Annotated in this window: 13 protein-coding genes and 1 tRNA gene; 8 read left to right on the top strand and 6 right to left on the bottom strand. The window is 64.2% G+C overall.

Annotated features, from left to right (window positions below):
* Positions 1 to 6: 6 nt before the first annotated feature.
* On the top strand, positions 7 to 3,228 hold the full coding sequence (locus AC07VL_RS03380; RefSeq protein ID WP_494804621.1) for a molybdopterin dinucleotide binding domain-containing protein: 3,222 nt from the start codon (positions 7 to 9) through the stop codon (positions 3,226 to 3,228).
* Here the strand turns inward: AC07VL_RS03380 and AC07VL_RS03375 are convergent.
* The 5 genes from AC07VL_RS03375 to mutM are packed head-to-tail and all read right to left on the bottom strand — an operon-like array spanning position 3,225 to position 9,608.
* Positions 3,225 to 3,839 carry a response regulator transcription factor gene (locus AC07VL_RS03375; protein WP_494804620.1) on the bottom strand — a complete coding sequence of 205 codons (615 nt, stop codon included), beginning with the start codon at positions 3,837 to 3,839 and terminating at the stop codon, positions 3,225 to 3,227. The two genes, AC07VL_RS03380 and AC07VL_RS03375, sit on opposite strands and share 4 nt — an antisense overlap.
* Positions 3,836 to 5,629, bottom strand: coding sequence for a sensor histidine kinase (locus AC07VL_RS03370; protein ID WP_494804619.1), 1,794 nt, complete (start codon positions 5,627 to 5,629; stop codon positions 3,836 to 3,838). The genes AC07VL_RS03375 and AC07VL_RS03370 overlap by 4 nt, the downstream gene beginning before the upstream one ends.
* On the bottom strand, positions 5,629 to 6,792 hold the full coding sequence (mutY, locus tag AC07VL_RS03365) for an A/G-specific adenine glycosylase (protein ID WP_494804618.1): 1,164 nt from the start codon (positions 6,790 to 6,792) through the stop codon (positions 5,629 to 5,631). Before mutY ends, AC07VL_RS03370 begins: the two co-directional genes overlap by 1 nt.
* A 40-nt stretch (positions 6,793 to 6,832) precedes the next feature.
* The gene (locus AC07VL_RS03360) at positions 6,833 to 8,734 is read right to left on the bottom strand and encodes a dynamin family protein (RefSeq protein ID WP_494804617.1); all 1,902 of its coding nucleotides are present in this window, start codon (positions 8,732 to 8,734) and stop codon (positions 6,833 to 6,835) included.
* A 37-nt stretch (positions 8,735 to 8,771) separates the two neighbouring features.
* Positions 8,772 to 9,608 (bottom strand): bifunctional DNA-formamidopyrimidine glycosylase/DNA-(apurinic or apyrimidinic site) lyase, encoded by an 837-nt coding sequence (gene mutM, locus AC07VL_RS03355; RefSeq protein WP_494804616.1) that lies wholly within the window; start codon positions 9,606 to 9,608, stop codon positions 8,772 to 8,774.
* Between the two features lie 167 nt (positions 9,609 to 9,775).
* On the opposite strand from mutM, the gene AC07VL_RS03350 reads away from it, so the two are divergent.
* From AC07VL_RS03350 to pth, 7 genes are all read left to right on the top strand, one after another.
* Complete coding sequence (locus tag AC07VL_RS03350; protein WP_494804615.1) at positions 9,776 to 11,560, top strand: tetratricopeptide repeat protein; 1,785 nt, start codon at positions 9,776 to 9,778, stop codon at positions 11,558 to 11,560.
* A gap of 60 nt (positions 11,561 to 11,620) precedes the next feature.
* The gene (locus AC07VL_RS03345) at positions 11,621 to 12,265 is read left to right on the top strand and encodes an outer membrane lipoprotein LolB (RefSeq protein ID WP_494804614.1); all 645 of its coding nucleotides are present in this window, start codon (positions 11,621 to 11,623) and stop codon (positions 12,263 to 12,265) included.
* Positions 12,262 to 13,146, top strand: coding sequence for a 4-(cytidine 5'-diphospho)-2-C-methyl-D-erythritol kinase (gene ispE / locus AC07VL_RS03340; RefSeq protein WP_494804613.1), 885 nt, complete (start codon positions 12,262 to 12,264; stop codon positions 13,144 to 13,146). The genes AC07VL_RS03345 and ispE overlap by 4 nt, the downstream gene beginning before the upstream one ends.
* Positions 13,147 to 13,234: 88 nt before the next feature.
* A tRNA-Gln gene (locus tag AC07VL_RS03335) sits at positions 13,235 to 13,311 on the top strand.
* Between the two features lie 151 nt (positions 13,312 to 13,462).
* Entirely contained in the window at positions 13,463 to 14,413 is a 951-nt protein-coding gene (locus AC07VL_RS03330) for a ribose-phosphate pyrophosphokinase (RefSeq protein ID WP_034753270.1), read from the top strand.
* A 166-nt stretch (positions 14,414 to 14,579) separates the two neighbouring features.
* A complete protein-coding gene (locus tag AC07VL_RS03325) occupies positions 14,580 to 15,188 on the top strand; it encodes a 50S ribosomal protein L25/general stress protein Ctc (protein WP_128141099.1) in 609 nt (202 codons plus the stop codon).
* A gap of 115 nt (positions 15,189 to 15,303) precedes the next feature.
* On the top strand, positions 15,304 to 15,888 hold the full coding sequence (gene pth, locus AC07VL_RS03320) for an aminoacyl-tRNA hydrolase (protein ID WP_086145733.1): 585 nt from the start codon (positions 15,304 to 15,306) through the stop codon (positions 15,886 to 15,888).
* On the opposite strand, the gene AC07VL_RS03315 is transcribed toward pth, so the two are convergent.
* Positions 15,889 to 16,986 carry a serine hydrolase domain-containing protein gene (locus AC07VL_RS03315; protein ID WP_494804612.1) on the bottom strand — a complete coding sequence of 366 codons (1,098 nt, stop codon included), beginning with the start codon at positions 16,984 to 16,986 and terminating at the stop codon, positions 15,889 to 15,891.
* Positions 16,987 to 17,062 lie beyond the last annotated feature (76 nt).

Here is a 17,062-nt window from a genome sequence, read left to right as displayed (position 1 = left end):
TCAACAATGAACGATCAAATACACGACAACGCACACAACGACGTCCCTGAAGACGAAAAAGAAAAACGCCGCAAGCTGCTGCGCTACGGCGCCATCGGCGGCGGGCTGGCCGCGTTTGCCGCCAGCTTTTCCACCACGGCCGGCCGCATGGTTGACCACGCGCTGGGCAAGGACAAACCCGTACAGCGCTTGCACGGCAATTCGCTGGCGCCCGAGTTTTCCGTCGACACGGCTACCGGCAAGCTGACGGTCAATCCCGAGCAGCAGGTCAGCTACACCATGTGCATGGGCTGCACCACGTTTTGCGGCGTGCGCGTGCGCCTGGATAAAAAAAGCGGCAAGGTACTGCGCGTGGCGGGCAATCCGTACAGCCCCATGTCGGCCGACCCGGCGCTGCCTTACCAGGCGTCGATCCGCGACAGCTTTGTCTCGCTGTCGCGCTTCCAGGAGCAGGGCTTGAAAGGCCGCTCCACGGCCTGCGGCCGCGGCAACGGCGTGCTGGAACAGATGGAGTCGCCGTTCCGCGTGCTGGCGCCCATGAAGCGCGTGGGACCGCGCGGCGGCGGCCAGTGGGAGCCTATTGATTTCGACCAGTTGGTCAAGGAAGTGACGGAAGGGGGCGACCTGTTTGGTGAAGGCCACGTGCAGGGTTTGCGCGCCTTGCGCGAGCTGGAAAAGCCCATCGATCCGACGCAGCCGGAACTGGGCCCGCAAGTGAACCAGGTGGGCCTGATGTGCAGCACCGACGATGGCCGCCTGGCGTTCGGCACGCGCTTTTTCAAGCAATCGTATGGCAGTTTGAACTTGGTCAACCACGGTTCGTATTGCGGCGGCGCCTACCGCAGCGGCTCGGGCGCCATGTTCGGCGACATGAAGAAAATGCCGCATGCGAAAGTGGACCTGGAAAACACTGAGTTCTGCATTTTCGTCGGCACGGCGCCTGGCAATGCCGGCAACCCGTTCAAGCGCCAGGGTACCCTGATCGCCAAGGCGCGCTCGGGCAAGCGCGATTTCAGCTACGTCGTCGTCGACCCCGTGCTGACGAATGCGGACAGCCTGGCGGCGGGCGACCGCAGCCGCTGGGTGCCCATCAAGCCGGGCACGGATGGTGCGCTTGCCATGGCGATGATACGCTGGATCATCGAGCACGAACGCTATGACCGCCACTTCCTCGCACAGCCGAACCTGAAGGTGGCGGAGGCGGCGGGCGAGGCCGCCTGGTGCAACGCCACGCATTTGATCATCAGCGAGAAGGGCCATCCGCGCGACGGCCGCTACCTGCGCGGCTCCGACATCGGCGCCGTGGAACTGGGGGAAGAAGAGCGCTACAAGGATGGTGACCCGTTCTGCGTGATCTACGCTGCCACGCAAGCCATCGTGCCGCACAGCGCGGCCAAGGGCGAAGGGCGCCTGTTCTTCGACGGCCCGCTGGACGTGGCCGGCGCGCCGCTGCACCTGAAGACGGCCATGACGATGCTGAACGAGGAAGCGCAGCGCCACAGCATGGATGAGTATTCAGCGGCCTGCGGCATCCCTCGCGACGTTATCGAAGGCCTGGCGCATGAACTCACCAGCCATGGCAAGCGCGCGGCCGTCAATGCGCACGGCGGCATGATGTCGGGCGCCGGTTTCTATAACGCGTATGCGCTGGTCATGCTCAACACCCTGATCGGCAATTTGAACCGCAAGGGCGGCACCCTCGTCAACGGCGGCAGCTTCAAGGATGCGGGCCCCGGTCCGCGCTACAACCTGGAGAGTTTCGACGGCGAGATCAAGGCGACGGGCATGCCCATCGGGCGCAATGTGCCGTATGAAAAAACCTCGGAATTCAAGCTGAAGAAGGAAGCGGGCAAGGCGTATCCGGCGAAGGCACCGTGGTATCCGAACGCGCCTGCGCTGGCCACCGAATGGCTGACCAGCGCCATGAATGGCTACCCCTACACCCTGAAGGCGCTGATCCTGTGGAGCTGTAATCCCGTGTACGGCATCACGGGCTTGCGCGCGCAGATCGGCAAGGAGCTGGCCGATCCGAAGAAGATTCCCCTGATCGTCGCCATCGACCCCTTCATCAATGAAAGCTCGGCGTTTGCCGATTACCTGCTGCCCGACACCTTGCTGTATGAAAGCTGGGGCTGGGCCGGCGCCTGGGGCGGCATGCCCGTCAAAATGAGCACGGCGCGCTGGCCCGTGGTCGAGCCGCGCGTGCAAAAGACGCCGGACGGCCAGACCATCTGCATGGAATCGTTCTTCCTCGCGTTGGCCAAAACGATGGCCTTGCCCGGCTTCGGCCCGGAAGCCCTGCAGGACATGGATGGCCAGCGCTTCCCATTGCAGCGCGCGGAAGACTGGTATCTGCGCGGCGGCGCCAACATCGCCTGGCAGGGCAAGACGGTCGTGCCGGAGGCGAGCGACGACGACATCGTGCTGTCCGGCGTGGCGCGCATCCGCCCCGAACTGGAGCGCACCCTGAAGCCGGAAGAGTGGCGCAAGGTGGCCTTCATGCTGGCGCGGGGAGGGCGCTACCAGAGTTATGGCGAGATGTTCGGCTTGCGCCTGCCGCCGCCCGCCAACCCCAAGGCGCCCGCTGCACCTGTGCTGGCCGTCGATGAGATACCGTATCCGCAGGACTGGTCCACGCACCGCTATCTGAAGCCCATGATGCTGTACAACGAGGGCCTGGGCGTGAGCAAGAACAGCTTGAGCGGCAAGCGTTTTCCCGGCACGCCCGCTTGGCGGGTGGCGGCGTTTGCCGACGGCACGCCCGTGCGCAAGGCTTATCCGGTAAGCGAATGGCCGTTCGAGTTGATCAGCTTTAAATCGGCGCTGCAGAACTCGTACAGCATCGGTGCGCGGCGCTTGCGCGGCATCCACCCCGATAACCCGGTCGCCGTGCATCCCGACGATGCGGCCCGCCTGAAGCTGGAAAATGGCGATGAGATTTATCTGGAAACGCCGGGCGGCAGGGCCAGGGCCACGGTGATGCTGCGCCATGGCGTGCAGCGGGGCGTGATCGCCGTGGAACACGGCTTCGGCCACAAGGAGCACGGCGCGCGCGCCCACCGCATCGGCAAGCTGCGCCAGCCCGACGAACCGGCCATCGGCGCCGGCATCAACCTGAACGACCTGGGATTGACGGACCCGAGCCGCGGCGACAAGAATGTGTTTGTCGATCCCGTGTCAGGTACGTCGGTGCGGCAAGGACTGCCGGCGCGTATCGTGCGGGCTTAAATTGCGCCGCCGGCCATCAGCAGCCGGGCCACCTCGGCTGCTGAATGAAGGCCCAGTTTTTCCATCGTGTTATGGCGGTGCACCTGCACCGTCTTGTCGCTGATGCCCAGCTCGCGGGCGATGACTTTCGAGGCCTTGCCTTCGGCCATCAGCAGCGCCACTTCGCGCTCGCGTGCCGTGAGCCGGGCCAGCGCCGATTGCGCCGTATTCGCGCTGGCGGCACTGCGGCTTTCTTCCACGCTGCGGGCCACGGCCCGGCTGACGGCGTCCAGCAAGACCTGATCCTTGCACGGCTTCTCCAAAAAATCGCAGGCACCCGCCTTCATCGTCTGCACGGCCATGGCCAGGTCGCCGTGGCCGCTGAGGAAAATCACGGGTAGCGCAATCGCATGACGCGACAGCTCCTGCTGCAATTCCAGTCCGCTCATCAGGGGCATGCGCACGTCGAGCAGCAAACAGCCGGGTACATGGCCATCGTAGCGCTGCAGGAAGTCGCGCGCCGATTCGAAGGCTTGCACTTGCCAGCCGGCCGAATCGAACAGATAGGCCAGCGAGCGGCGCATGGCGGCGTCGTCGTCGACGACAAAGATGATCGCATCGCTTTCATTCATGGTGTGTCCTTGTTTGCTTGCATGCCAGTATCTTCCGGCAGGCGGAACCAGACCGTCAAGCCTGGCGCATCCGCATTGGCATGGGCCGACAGGCTGCCGCCGAACGACTCGATGATGCTTTTGCTGAGCGACATGCCCAGGCCCAGGCCTTCGGCCTTGGTGGTAAAAAACGGTTCGAACAGGCGCGCCATCTGCGCCGCTTCCAGGCCGCATCCCGCGTCGCGCACGGCCACCGTGCAGGCGCCGTTTTCGCGGTGCAGCAGCACGCCGATGGGGTGCTGCGGATTGCCGTTTTCCAGCTGCGCATCGAGCGCATTTTTCAGCAGATTGAGCAGCACCTGCTGCACCTGTTGCGGGTCGGCCAGCACGCGCGGTGCCGCGCTGGCCGCCTCGTGGCGCCAGCTGATATTGGCCTGCGGATGGGCCGCGCGGAACAGGGTCACGGCTTGCTCCACGGCGTCGGCCAGGGCGAAGGGTGTGCTGTGCGCGGGACGCTTTTGCGCCATGGCGCGGATGTGGCGGATGATGGCGCCCGCGCGCTCGCTTTGCGTGGCGATTTCCTGCGCGCCGTCGAGCAAGGGTGCCGCATCCAGCCGGCCCGCCGCGATGCGGCGCGCCATGCCGCGCGCGAAATTGCCGATGGCCGCCAGCGGCTGGTTCAGTTCGTGCGCGATGGCGCTGGCCATCTCGCCCAGGATCGCCAGGCGCGCCGTGTGGTCGAGCGTGGCCTGGCGCTGGCGCGCCTGCTCTTCCAGCGCGCGCTGCTGGTGCTGGGCTGCGCGCAGCTGCTCCGTGCGGCGGCTGACCAGGTATTCCACGCGCACCGTGTGCACGGCCCAGGCGACGAGCAGGGCCAGCACCAGCAGCATCCAGCCCCAGTAGCGGCGTAGCGCCGTTTCGAACGTCAGCTTATCCAGGTAGGCGTAGGGGCCGATGCGCAAGTCGCGGAACAGCTCATCGACAATCTGGTAGTCGCTGGGCACCGTCCAGCTGTAGCCTTCGCTGGTGCGCGGCATGGCCAGCAAGGCTTGCGCCACCTTTTTTGCCAGTGCCGGCGAGGTCTGGCGCAGGGCGACGAAAGGCCAGTCTGGATACAGGCGCGAGGACGTGGCGCAGCGAAAACCCGGTATCGGGCGCGTGGTGATCACGCGCAGTTCATCGGCCTGCACTTCTCCCCGCGCCACCATCTGTTCGAGCAAACAGGTGCGCACGATGCCCGCATCCATGCGCCCCGCGCGCACGGCCTCGATGATCTGCTGCGACGGAAAACCGCTGTAGCGCAGGCTGGCAAAATCGCGGGCCGGATCGATGCCCGCTTCGCGCAGTTCGCGCGCGGCGATCTGGTAGCCGCCGAACGCATCGGGCGCCACGGCCATCACGTTCTTGCCTGCCAGGTCCGCCAGGTCATGCAGGGGCGCCGTGCTGCGCACGACGATGGCCGAGCCGATGGCGTGGCGCGGCGAGTCCGTCCATGGCGATTCCAGGGTGGCGATGCGGCTCGCGCCGTCGCTGTGTTCGAGTGCCACGTAATGGCCGCTGCTGGTGATGGCAAAGGCGATCGCTTGCGCCTGCACGGCGCGCGTCAGTCCTGCCTGGTCGTAGTCGGCCAAGGTAAAACGGATGCCGGGGATGCTGGCCTGCAGGGAGCGCGTCACGTACGACCAGTCCTGCTGCACGGCGTCGCCGCCCTTGTAGGCGAGTACGCCAATTTTCACCTCCGGCAGCGCGTCCGCCGCGTGGGCGCCGTGCAGGCACAGCGCCGCCAGCGCGAGCAGTACAAGACGCCGCACTAGAACATGCTGCGCTGTGCCGCGCGTGCATCGCCGAACAGGTCCAGCAGCAGTTTCTTGATGGGCGCCGGCAGGGGTGCGTCGGCGATTTTCGCGCCGTCGTACCAGACGTGCGTGGACTCTCCGGCCAGCGCCAGGCGCCGCGCCAGGGTGATGCGGCAGGGGACGATGTGCAGCTTGTAGTGCGTGAAGACGTGCACGATGGGCAGCAGTTGCTCCTGCGTTTCGATGGTGCCGAACGGCGCCAAGGCGCGCGCCAGGGCCTCCTGGCTTATCTCGCGCGGTGCGTCTTCATCGGCCAGCACGTGGCCATCGAGTTCGGGCAAGGACAGCAGACCGCCCCAGATTCCCGAGCCGGGGCGCTGCTCCAGCAGTACCTGGCCGTCGTCGATGATGACGAGCATGACGGCATGTTTTTCCGGGCTGGCTTTCTTTGGCTTGCGCACGGGCAGATCCTTGGTGCGGCCGGTGGCGTAGGCCACGCAGCGGGGCTGCAGCGGGCAGCGGCCGCAATCGGGGCTGCTGCGCGTGCACAGGGTGGCGCCGAAGTCCATCAGGCCTTGCGTGTAGGCTTCGATGCCGGTTGCCGGCAGCAGCGCCTCGGCGCGGCGCCACATGGCTTCCTCGACCCGTTTTTCACCGGGATAGGCATCGATGCCGAAGGTGCGGGCGAAGACGCGCTTGACGTTGCCGTCCATGATGGCCGCGCGCGTGCCGCTGGAGAATGCGGAGATGGCGGCCGCCGTCGAGCGGCCGATGCCGGGCAGGTCGGCCAGTAGCAGCGGGTCGCTGGGGAAGACGCCGTCGTATTCGGCCACCACGCGCTGCGCGCACTTGTGCAGGTTGCGCGCCCGCGTGTAGTAACCGAGGCCGCTCCACTGCGCCATCACGTCTTCCACCGGGGCTGAGGCCAAATCGCGCAGGGTGGGAAAGCGTTCGAGGAAGCGCGCGTAGTAGCCCAGCACGGCCGTCACCTGCGTTTGCTGCAGCATGATTTCGGACAGCCAGATCAGGTAAGCGTCGCGCGTGTTTTGCCACGGCAGCGCGTGGCGGCCATGCTGCTGTTGCCAAGCGATGACGGTGGCGGAAAAAGTGGGGTCGATATAGTCTTCAAAAGGTGCCGCGCCCGTGACGGGCGAGAGCGGATGCAGCAGACGTTTCATGCAGGGTTCCAGTATCTTGTAGCGTGTTATGGCGTGTGTGTTAAGTGGCGCTGGTGGCGCGCACGATGGCGAGCAGTTGCGCCAGCTGCGCCTTGTCGCGTTCGAGCGCCGCCAGGCTGGCTTCAAAGCCGGCGATTTTCTGTTCCAGGCTGCCCGTCGCGTCGTGGATGCGCTGGATCGAGGCAAAGCGCAGTTTCAGCTGTTCCTTGTATTCGACGATCTGTGCTTCGAGCGGCGCCATGATGACCTTCAGCCAGGCGCTGGCGTCGTCGTTGGCGTTGCTGAAGCTGCGGCGCACGCGCGAGGCGATGGTGTCGAAGAATTTTTCCATCAGTACGACCCGGCTGGTGGTGAGCAGGGTCGCCGTGCCGAATTGCTTATGGTAGACGGCTTCGATGTCGGCGATCTCCTGGCGGTAGCGTGCCAGCGAAAACGGCATCGGCAAGGCCAGCGCCAGGCCGTGTTCGGCGGCGAATTTGCGGTACATCACGTTCATCATTTCCGTGATCTCGGCCGTCTTGCCTTCCGAACGGTCGAGGTTATGGCCGATGCGCTCGAAATACTGGCGCATGGCGTCGCGCAAGCCCGTGAAGAAGCGGCTGCGCTGCATGGCCGTGCGCACGCCGTCGATATCGTCGCGCACGATGTCCATGCCCAGGCTCGTGTACAGCTCCGTCGACAGGCGCGTAAATACGGCGCGCGTCGCCTGCAGCTTGAACAGGCTGCTGTCGAATTCCTTCTTCTCGATATCGACGCGCCGCATCATGTGGGCGATGACGCTCTGGTTCTTGCCGCGCAGGCTGTGCAGCTCGTGCAGCTGCTCGGCGATGCCGCGCGCGCGCGCCGCCGCCTGCACCTGCTGCGCCGATTGAATCGCATCCAGGTCGAATGCCAGCTGGTGCCGGATGATGTCCTTGCGCGCGGGGATCAGCTCTTCGAACAGGGCCGTTTCCAGCGCCTGCAGGCGGCTCTTGTCCAGCAGCGCGGCGTCGTGGTTGATCTTGCCCACCAGGGCCTTTTGCGCCGAAACGGGGAACACCTGGCCCGCGTCCAGCGTCAGCAAGTGGGCCACGCTGGCCTGCTGGCGTTCGATGGCCTGCGCCACCTCGGCGTCGCCGCGCAATTCGTCCCACATGCTGTCGATCTTGTTGAGCACCACCAGGCGCCCCGCGCCGGCGCCGATATGGTTGCGCCAGACTTCGATGTCGCTGCGCGTGACGCCCGTGTCGGCCGCCAGGATGAACAGCACCGCGTGCGCATTCGGGATCAGGTTCAGGGTCAGTTCCGGTTCCGTGCCGATGGCGTTCAGGCCGGGCGTGTCGAGGATGACGAGACCCTGCTGCAGCAGCGGATGGGGGAAGTTGATGATGGCGTGGCGCCACATGGAGATTTCCACCTGGCCGTGCTCATCGACCATGGACGGGGCATCGGCATCGTCGGCGTCGTACAGGCCATAGCGGGCGGCTTCTTCCGCGCTGACTTTTTTGGTCAGGCTGACCTGGCGCAGGGCTTCCTGCATGTCGCCGCCCGCGTCGATGTTCAGCGGCAGGACGGTCCAGGCGGCGGGCAGGTCGCGGTAGTCGCTGGTCGACAGGTTCTGCGCGCGCGTCTCGATGGGCAGCAGGCGGATGGACGGCTGCCAGGCGGCGTCGTACAGCAGTTCGGTGGGACACATGGTGGTGCGCCCAGCGCCAGAGGGCAGGATGCGCTGGCCGTAGCCGGCAAAGAAGATGGCGTTGATCAGCTCGGATTTGCCGCGCGAGAATTCCGCCACGAAGGCGACCGATAGACGGTCATCGAGCAGGCGGGAGACGCAGCGCGCCAGGCGCAGCGCACTGGCGCCGTCGACCAGGCCCGCCGCGCTGGCGGCCTGCCGGTATGCCTGCAAGGCGGCCAGCACGTCCTGGCGCCATGCGCTGTATTGTTCCAAGTCCCTGACCATCTGGCTCCCTTTGCCTATGACTTCTTACTGTTGACCGCTATTTCTGGCAATTCACGCAGTAAAACGTGGAACGCTGTCCCTGCACGATTTGCCGGATCGGCGCGCCGCAGACGCGGCATGGCTTGCCCGTGCGGTTGTACGTGAAATACGTCTGCTGGAAGTAGCCGGACTGGCCGTTCACGCCGATGAAGTCGCGCAGGGTGCTGCCGCCCTGGACGATGGCTTCGGCCAGTACGTCGCGGATGGCCTGTGCCAGTTTCTCGTAGCGGGCCAGGCCGATGCGCCGCGCCGGCGTCTTCGGGTTGATCCCCGCGCGGAACAGGCTTTCGGAACAATAGATATTGCCCACGCCGACGACGATGTCGCCCGCCATCAGCACCTGCTTGATGCTGGCGCCCTTGTTGCGCGTTTTTTCGAACAGCAGCCGGCCCGTGAAGCCGCCTTCCAGCGGTTCCGTGCCCAGGCCGCGCAGCAGCACGTGGCTGTCGAGCGGGCCGTCGGCCTCGTCGTGCCACAGCACGGCGCCGAAGCGGCGCGGGTCCGTCATGCGCAGCACCTGGCTGGCGCCGTCCGCGTCTTCCACGATCAGGTCGAAATGGTCGTGCTTTTGCGCTTCCGTCCCCGGCGGCAGCACGCGCAGGTGGCCCGACATGCCCAGGTGGATGATCAGGGTGCCGTGGCGGAAGTGGATCAGCAGGTATTTGCCGCGCCGCCCCGTCAGGCCGATGGTTTGTCCAGACAGCTGTTCGCCCAGGGCAGGGGGGAAGGGCCAGCGCAGGCCGTCGCGGCGCAGCACGACGGAACGCACGGCGCGGCCCTCGAGATGGGGCGCGACACCGCGCCGTGTAACTTCAACTTCTGGCAATTCTGGCATAGGACTCGAACGAATGAACAGCGGACAAAAAACAGGCGGGCGACCGGCCGACGGCTGGCCCGGAGAGCATACGTCACGCCAGTGTATATATTTCGTTACATACGTGAAGTACGCAATCTGCGGGTTGGGCGTAGAATCAAACTTTGCCGTTTAGCCAGGATCAGCCTTTGAAAAACGCTTTCGCCATTGTAACCTTGTCCGCCCTGATGGCCACGCATGCCATGGCGCAGACGCCTGCCGTCCCTGCCGATGGGGCGGCCAGCCCCGCTGCGGCCACGGCGCAGCCAGTGCCGGGCACCGAGTCCGGTGACGACGCCAGGGACGAGAAGCTGCCCAAGGTCGAATTGAGCAGCGACCTGCTGTACAAGCTGACCAAGGCTGAAATGGAATTCAAGAGCGGCCAGTGGCAGGGGCCGTACGTGACCATGATGGTGGCGGCACAGCAGACGCGCGATCCGCGTCTGGCGCGTCGCGCTTCCGAAATGGCGCTGGCCGCCAAGCAGGGTGGCGAGGCGCTGGCGGCCATCCGCCTGTGGCGCGAGCTGGCACCGGAATCGGACGAGGCGACGCAGTTCTTTCTCGGCTTCGTCGTCCTGACGGACAAGATCGAGGAGGCGGAGCCGATTTTCGCCGAACGCCTGGCCAATGCGCCGGCGGGCGCGCGCGGCGTGGCCCTGTTCCAGATGCAGCAGATCCTGGCGCGGGCGAATGACAAGCTGTATGCCTACTCGATGGTGACGCGCCTGGTGCAGCCCTACCTGGACATGTTCGAGGCGCACCTGGTGCTGGCGCAGGGCGCCCTGTCGATCGGCGAACGAGACCGCGCCATCGGCGAAGCGAACAAGGCGCTGGCCATCAAGCCCAATTCCGAACTGGCCGTGCTGACCCTGGCGCAGGTGACGGGCGAGTCCGAGGCGGCAGGCAAGGTGCTGGCCGCCTTCCTGGACAAGAATCCCGATGCCGTCGAGGTGCGCGGCGCGTATGCGCGCCTGCTGGTCGAGCAAAAGCAGCTCGAGCCGGCGCGCGACCAGTTCCTGCTGCTGCTGAAAAGCGCGCCCGATAACGTGGGCGCCCTGTATGCGCTCGGCATCGTGGCGCTGCAGCTGGAAGATACCAAGGGCGCCGAGCAGTACTTCAAGCGTTTCCTGGCCGTGCTCGAGAAATCGCCTGGCGATGCGCGCGATCCGTTCAAGGCCCTGATGATCCTGTCGCAGATCGCCGAGACGCGCGGCGACACGGCCGGCGCCATCGCCTGGCTGGACAAGATCGACAACCGCGAGTCGGCCGGCTATTTCGATGGCCGCCTGCGCCGCGCCCAGCTGATCGCCCGTGGCGGCAATCTCGATGCGGCGCGCAAGGCGCTGACGGAAATCGAAACGGACGATCCGGCGAACCAGGCGCAGGTGCTGCTGGTCGACGCGCAATTCCTGCGCGACGCCGGCTACGTGCAAAGCGCCTACACGGTGCTGGAAAACGCCTTGCTGCGCTTCCCCGACAATCCGGAACTGCTGTACGACTATGCCTTGCTGGCCGAGCGCCTGGATAAACTCGATCTGATGGAGGCCAGTCTGCGCCGCGTGATGGCGCTGGCGCCCGACAACCAGCATGCGTACAACGCCCTGGGCTACTCGCTGGCCGAGCGCGGCGTCCGCCTGCCGGAAGCGTATGCGCTGATCGAGAAGGCGCTGCAGATGGCGCCTGGCGACCCGTTCATCATGGACAGCATGGGCTGGGTGCAGTTCCGCATGGGCAACCTGGCCGCCGCGGAAACGGCGCTGCGCCGCGCCTATGCCGTGCGCAGCGATCCGGAAATCGCCGTCCACCTGGGCGAAGTGCTGTGGCAGAAGGGCGAGAGGGACGAAGCGCAAAAGCTGTGGCGCGAAGCGCAAGGCAAGGACCCGAAAAACGAGGCGCTGAAAAGCACCCTGGCGCGCCTGAATGTCAGCCTGTGATTGCAGCGATTAACTCCACTATCCAAACCAGCGTCGCGGCGCTGGTTTTTCCTTTTGCCCATGTCTAAACATCTCCTGCCCCTGGCTGCACTGTGCCTGGCCCTGTCGGCCTGCTCGACCCTGCCTTCCCCCTTTTCGTCCGGCGCCGCGCCATCCGCCAACACCGTCGCGCCCTACCGCGAGCAGGTAGAGCTGACGGGCCGCCTGAACGTCGTGTACCAGAAGGATGACAAGCCCGAGTCGGCCACCGTCAACTTCAACTGGCAGCAGACGGCCCAGCGCACGGACGTGACCCTGTTTACGCCCGTGGGCAGCACCCTGGCGACCATCGCCGTCACGCCGCAGGAAGCCGTCCTGACGCAGAGCGGCAAGGCGCCGCGCCGCGCACCCGACGTCGATACCCTGAGCGCGCAGATGCTGGGCTGGTCCTTGCCCGTGTCGGGCTTGCGCGACTGGCTGCAAGGCTATGCCATGGGCGCCGACGGCAAGCGCTTCGTCGCCTCGCCCGCCAACGACAGCGTGACGACCAAGGACGGCTGGCGCTTGCGCTATGTGTCGTGGCAAGATGCGCCTGAGAATACACCGGGCGCCTTGCCGCAACCGCGGCGTATCGATGCCGAGCGCACCACCAGCGCGCAGGCCGATGCCGTGTCGCTGCGCATCGTGCTCGATCCCGCGCCTTCCGCACCTGTAACCGCACCATGACACTGACGACCCTGAACAATTGCCCGGCTCCCGCCAAGCTGAACTTATTTTTGCACGTCAACGGCCGCCGCGCCGATGGCTATCATCTGCTGCAGACGGTGTTCCAGCTGCTGGATCATGGCGACACCCTGCATTTCGCCTTGCGCGACGATACGGCGATCCGCCGCGTGACGGCGCTGGCCGGCGTGCCGGAAGAACAGGACCTGATCATCCGCGCCGCGAAACTGCTGCAGGCCGAAGTGCTGCGTCGCACGGGCGCCTTGCCGCGCGGCGTCGATATCGCCATCGACAAGGTGCTGCCCATGGGCGGCGGCCTGGGGGGCGGCTCGTCCGATGCGGCCACTGTCCTGATGGCGCTGAACCGCCTGTGGCAGGCCGGTTTGAGGCGTGATGAATTGATGGCGCTGGGCCTGCCGCTGGGCGCCGATATCCCGTTTTTCATCTTTGGCGAGAATGCCTTTGCCGAGGGCGTGGGTGAGGCCCTGCAGCCTGTCCTCACGCCCGATTGCTGGTACGTGGTGATCGAGCCGGGCGTGCAGGTGCCCACCGCTGCAATTTTTTGCGCGGAAGGCTTGACGAGGAATACTGAACCCGTCACAATAGCGGACTTTTCCAGGTACCTCGCAGAAGGAAACGATGCGGGCGGGTTTGGTAAAAATGATTTACAGCAAGTGGCATGCAGTCTTTTCAAGCCGGTAGCAGATGCGGTAGAATGGCTGGGTGCTTACGGTGAGGCCAGGATGACTGGTTCCGGTGCTTGTGTATTCAGTGCGTTTTCCAGTGCAGAAGAAGCGGATGCGGTGCTCAGAAATGTGCCACCTGTCTGGGTAGCCTGGAAGGCAAAAGCGCTGAATCGCCATCCGATGCTCACGATGTTGTGATGAAAAGTAAGCAGCAAAAAAAGATTTTGCTTAGCGTCAAATAGTCGGTATAATACTGGCCAACATGACGGCAAGCAGTCAGTAACGTAGGGGAATCGCCAAGCTGGTTAAGGCACTGGATTTTGATTCCAGCATGCGAAGGTTCGAATCCTTCTTCCCCTGCCACCCATTTCACCGTAGTCTGTCGATGCGAAGTTGGTGTCCAGTGCGGGAAAAAGCAGATGTGTCGCCACGCGGCATATTCTAAACAGTGACTGACCGGGCCTATGCCCGGTTAGTGCTTTTCAAGACTTCTATATCACCTCTTGGGACTCCCATGGCTTACGAAAACCTGATGGTTTTTACCGGCAACGCGAATCCAGCGTTAGCAGAGGGGGTCGCAAAAAACCTCGGCATCCCTCTCGGTAAAGCAAACGTTTCGAAATTCTCCGACGGCGAAGTAATGGTCGAGATCAACGAAAACGTGCGCGGCAAGGATGTTTTTGTTTTGCAATCCACCTGTGCTCCAACCAACGACAGCTTGATGGAAATCATGCTGATGGTTGATGCCTTGAAACGTGCTTCCGCTGGCCGCATCACCGCCGCGATTCCTTACTTCGGCTACGCCCGCCAAGACCGTCGTCCCCGCTCCGCGCGTGTGGCGATTTCGGCCAAGGTGGTGGCGAACATGCTGGAAGAAGCCGGTGTCGAGCGCGTCCTGATCATGGACTTGCACGCCGACCAGATTCAAGGTTTCTTCGATATCCCAGTCGACAACATCTACGCTTCGCCAATTTTGCTGGGCGACCTGCAAAAGAAAAACTACCAGGATTTGCTGGTGGTGTCGCCGGACGTCGGCGGTGTGGTACGTGCGCGCGCCCTGGCCAAACGCCTGGGCTGCGACCTGGCCATCATCGACAAGCGCCGTCCAAAAGCGAACGTGTCCGAAGTGATGAACATCATCGGTGAAGTCGAAGGCCGCAACTGCGTGATCATGGATGACATGGTCGACACGGCAGGCACCCTGACCAAGGCTGCCGAAGTGCTCAAGGAGCGCGGCGCGAAAAAAGTCGTGGCATATTGCACGCACGCGGTGCTGTCCGGCCCGGCGATCGACCGTATTTCGGCCTCGCCACTCGATGAGCTGGTCGTGACCGACACGATTCCCCTGTCCGAAGCGGCCCTGGCCTGCGGCAAGATCCGTCAATTGACGTGCGCGCCGCTGCTGGCCGAGACGTTCAAACGCATCATCAAGGGCGATTCGGTTATTTCCCTCTTTATCGATTAATTCGACAAGAGCAGCAACAGACGTCACCTGCGGCGCGACCGGCTTTTTGCCTGTTGCGCCGTAGTATTTTAGTTTTCGGGGCGCGCATGCGCCCATTTTCGAGGATTCCTGGTCGCGGGAGTCCTCATAACACAAGGCGCAAGCCTTGTTCTTCTTGGAGTTTCACATGAAAGTTATCGCATTTAAACGCGAATTGCAAGGTTCCGGAGCGAGCCGCCGCCTGCGCATTTCCGGCCAAACCCCTGGTATCGTCTACGGCGGCGCTGAAGCCCCAGTGCTGATCTCGCTGGATCACAACGCCCTGTACCACGCGCTGAAAAAAGAAGTGTTCCACTCGTCGATCCTGGATCTGGAAATCGACGGCGTTTCCCAGCAAGTTCTGCTGCGCGACTTCCAAGTCCACGCATACAAACAACTGGTTCTGCACGCTGACTTCCAACGCGTTGACGCTAAGCAAGCTATCCACGTGAAAGTGGCACTGCACTTCGTAAACGCTGACGTTTCCCCAGCAGTCAAACTGCACGGCGCGACCATCAGCCACGTAGCGAACGAAATCGAAGTTTCGTGCCTGCCAGGCCAACTGCCAGAATTCATCAACGTTGACCTGTCGAACATCGACGTCGGTCACTCGCTGCACGTAGGCGACCTGGTCCTGCCAGCTGGCGTGACCGCTGTCACCCACGGCGCCAACCTGACCATCGCTACCGCTTCGGTACCGGCTGGCCACGTTGCTGCTGAAGCCGCTGCTGCTGAAGTTGTTGCTGACAAGAAGTAATTTTGCCGCCGCAGCAATGCGGTAGTTGCAAGGAAAAACCCGCCAGGTTCGCCGCGCGGGTTTTTTTCTGCCTGTTTTCACCGATAATGCTTTCTTTTACCTTGCAGACACAGCCATGCCCATACGCCTGATCGTCGGCCTCGGCAACCCGGGACCCGAGTACGAACAAACCCGCCACAATGCCGGCTTCTGGCTGGTGGACAACCTCGCCAACAGCCTGCCGGGCACGCGCCTGCAGCGCGATTCGCGCTACAACGCCATGCTGGCGAAAACGTCGATTGGCGGCAACGAAGTCTGGCTGCTCGAACCGCTGACGTTCATGAACCGCTCGGGCCAGTCCGTGGGCGCGCTGGCGCGCTTTTTCAAGATCGCCGCCGACGAAGTGCTGGTCGTGCACGATGAACTCGATCTGATGCCGGGCATCGCCCGCCTGAAGAAGGGCGGCTCGGCCGGCGGCCACAATGGCTTGAAAGACATCACGGCGGCGCTGGGCACGCAGGATTACTGGCGCTTGCGCCTGGGCATCGGCCATCCGCGCACCCTGAGCCTGCAGCAGCAGGTGGCCGATTTCGTGCTGCACCGCCCGCGCCGCGAAGACCAGGAGCTGATCGAGCAAGCGATAGAAAAATCCTTGCAGGTCATGCCGCAGATCGTCGAAGGCAAGTTCGAGGCGGCCACCATGAAGCTGCACACCGCCTGATTACTTCCCCGCCTTGCCGAAGCCGGCCATGATGGTTTTCGCCATCTGCTGCTGGCTGGCCTGGGCGCTGCTGCCTTCGCCCGCGTTGGCGGCGATCAGCAAGCCGTCGCCGCTGCCGGGCGCCAGCGCGATCAGCGCGTGCCAGTAGCCGTTCGAGCCCTGGTGTGTCAGCACGCGCTGCGGCGCCTGGGGCGGGAAGTGCATCACGCCCCAGCCGAGTGCCGCGTTCGTGTCGCCTTGCGCCGTGTGTAGCAAGACATACGTTTCCCGTTTCAGCAGCTTGCCCTTGCCTTGTTCGCCCTGCAGTTGATCGAGCGCAAACTTGGCCCAGTCGGCCATGCTCAGGTGAATCTCTCCGTCGGGCGCCATCATCAGCGGATTGCTGGCCATCAGGCCGGCGATGGGCTTGTTTTCCTTGTGGCCCAGGTTTTGCCCGCGCACGGTGGGGCCGAAGGCGGCTTGCATGCCCAGCGGGCCGAACACTTCGGCCTGCATCAACTCCTCATACGTCTTGCCCGTGACACGCTCCGCGATGGCGGCGGCGATCAAGGCGCCGCTATTCGAGTAGTGTGATTCGCCGCGCGGCGCGGCCACGGGCGCATCGGCCAGCGCGCGCTGCGCGTATTCCTGGCGCAGCAGGGGCAAGGGACGCGTATCCGTGTAGGTGGCATTGATCCACGCTTCATCGGGATTGGGCGGCAGTCCGGCGCGGTGCGACAGCAGATCCATCAGGTTGACGTCGCGGTATTCGGCGCGCATGCCGCCGGCCAGCGCGGGCAGCATGCTCGACAGCGGCGCATCCCACGCCAGCACGCCCCGTTCCACCAGCCGCGCGATCAGGGTCACCGTCATGGCCTTGCCGTCGGAACCGATATTCCACACGTCATCGGCGCGCACGGCGTCGTGGCCGTCATTGGCGCGCACGCCCGCCTGCGCCTGCGCTTCGATCTTGCCGTCGCGGATCACGAGTATGGCCATGGCCGGCACGCTCTTGTCGGCCAGCGCCTGCTGCAGCATGCCATCCAGGTCATGGGCGCGGGCGGTGCCGCCGAGCAAGATGGCGGTGCTGCAAACGAGTGAGGCAAGCAGGGTTTTCATGGTGTCTCCAGTCGATAGGGTAGGGCGGGCATGTTAAAATGGTCGCAAAACATGATTTAATTATTGTTTTACGATA

This window comes from Janthinobacterium sp. GW821-FHT03C08 (genome assembly GCF_059420905.1).
The sequence above is the reverse complement of the archived record's forward strand: the minus strand, read 5'-3'. Positions and strand labels throughout refer to the sequence as shown.

Bases quoted from the DNA above. Each gene is read 5' to 3' on its own strand.
- AC07VL_RS03380 (WP_494804621.1), top strand. From the start codon at position 7: ATGAACGATCAAATACACGACAACGCACACAACGACGTCCCTGAAGAC.
- mutY (WP_494804618.1), bottom strand. From the start codon at position 6,792: ATGAAACGTCTGCTGCATCCGCTCTCGCCCGTCACGGGCGCGGCACCT.
- ispE (WP_494804613.1), top strand. From the start codon at position 12,262: ATGACACTGACGACCCTGAACAATTGCCCGGCTCCCGCCAAGCTGAAC.
- AC07VL_RS03330 (WP_034753270.1), top strand. From the start codon at position 13,463: ATGGCTTACGAAAACCTGATGGTTTTTACCGGCAACGCGAATCCAGCG.
- AC07VL_RS03315 (WP_494804612.1), bottom strand. From the start codon at position 16,986: ATGAAAACCCTGCTTGCCTCACTCGTTTGCAGCACCGCCATCTTGCTC.
- pth (WP_086145733.1), top strand. From the start codon at position 15,304: ATGCCCATACGCCTGATCGTCGGCCTCGGCAACCCGGGACCCGAGTAC.
- AC07VL_RS03345 (WP_494804614.1), top strand. From the start codon at position 11,621: ATGTCTAAACATCTCCTGCCCCTGGCTGCACTGTGCCTGGCCCTGTCG.
- AC07VL_RS03325 (WP_128141099.1), top strand. From the start codon at position 14,580: ATGAAAGTTATCGCATTTAAACGCGAATTGCAAGGTTCCGGAGCGAGC.
- mutM (WP_494804616.1), bottom strand. From the start codon at position 9,608: ATGCCAGAATTGCCAGAAGTTGAAGTTACACGGCGCGGTGTCGCGCCC.
- AC07VL_RS03360 (WP_494804617.1), bottom strand. From the start codon at position 8,734: ATGGTCAGGGACTTGGAACAATACAGCGCATGGCGCCAGGACGTGCTG.
- AC07VL_RS03375 (WP_494804620.1), bottom strand. From the start codon at position 3,839: ATGAATGAAAGCGATGCGATCATCTTTGTCGTCGACGACGACGCCGCC.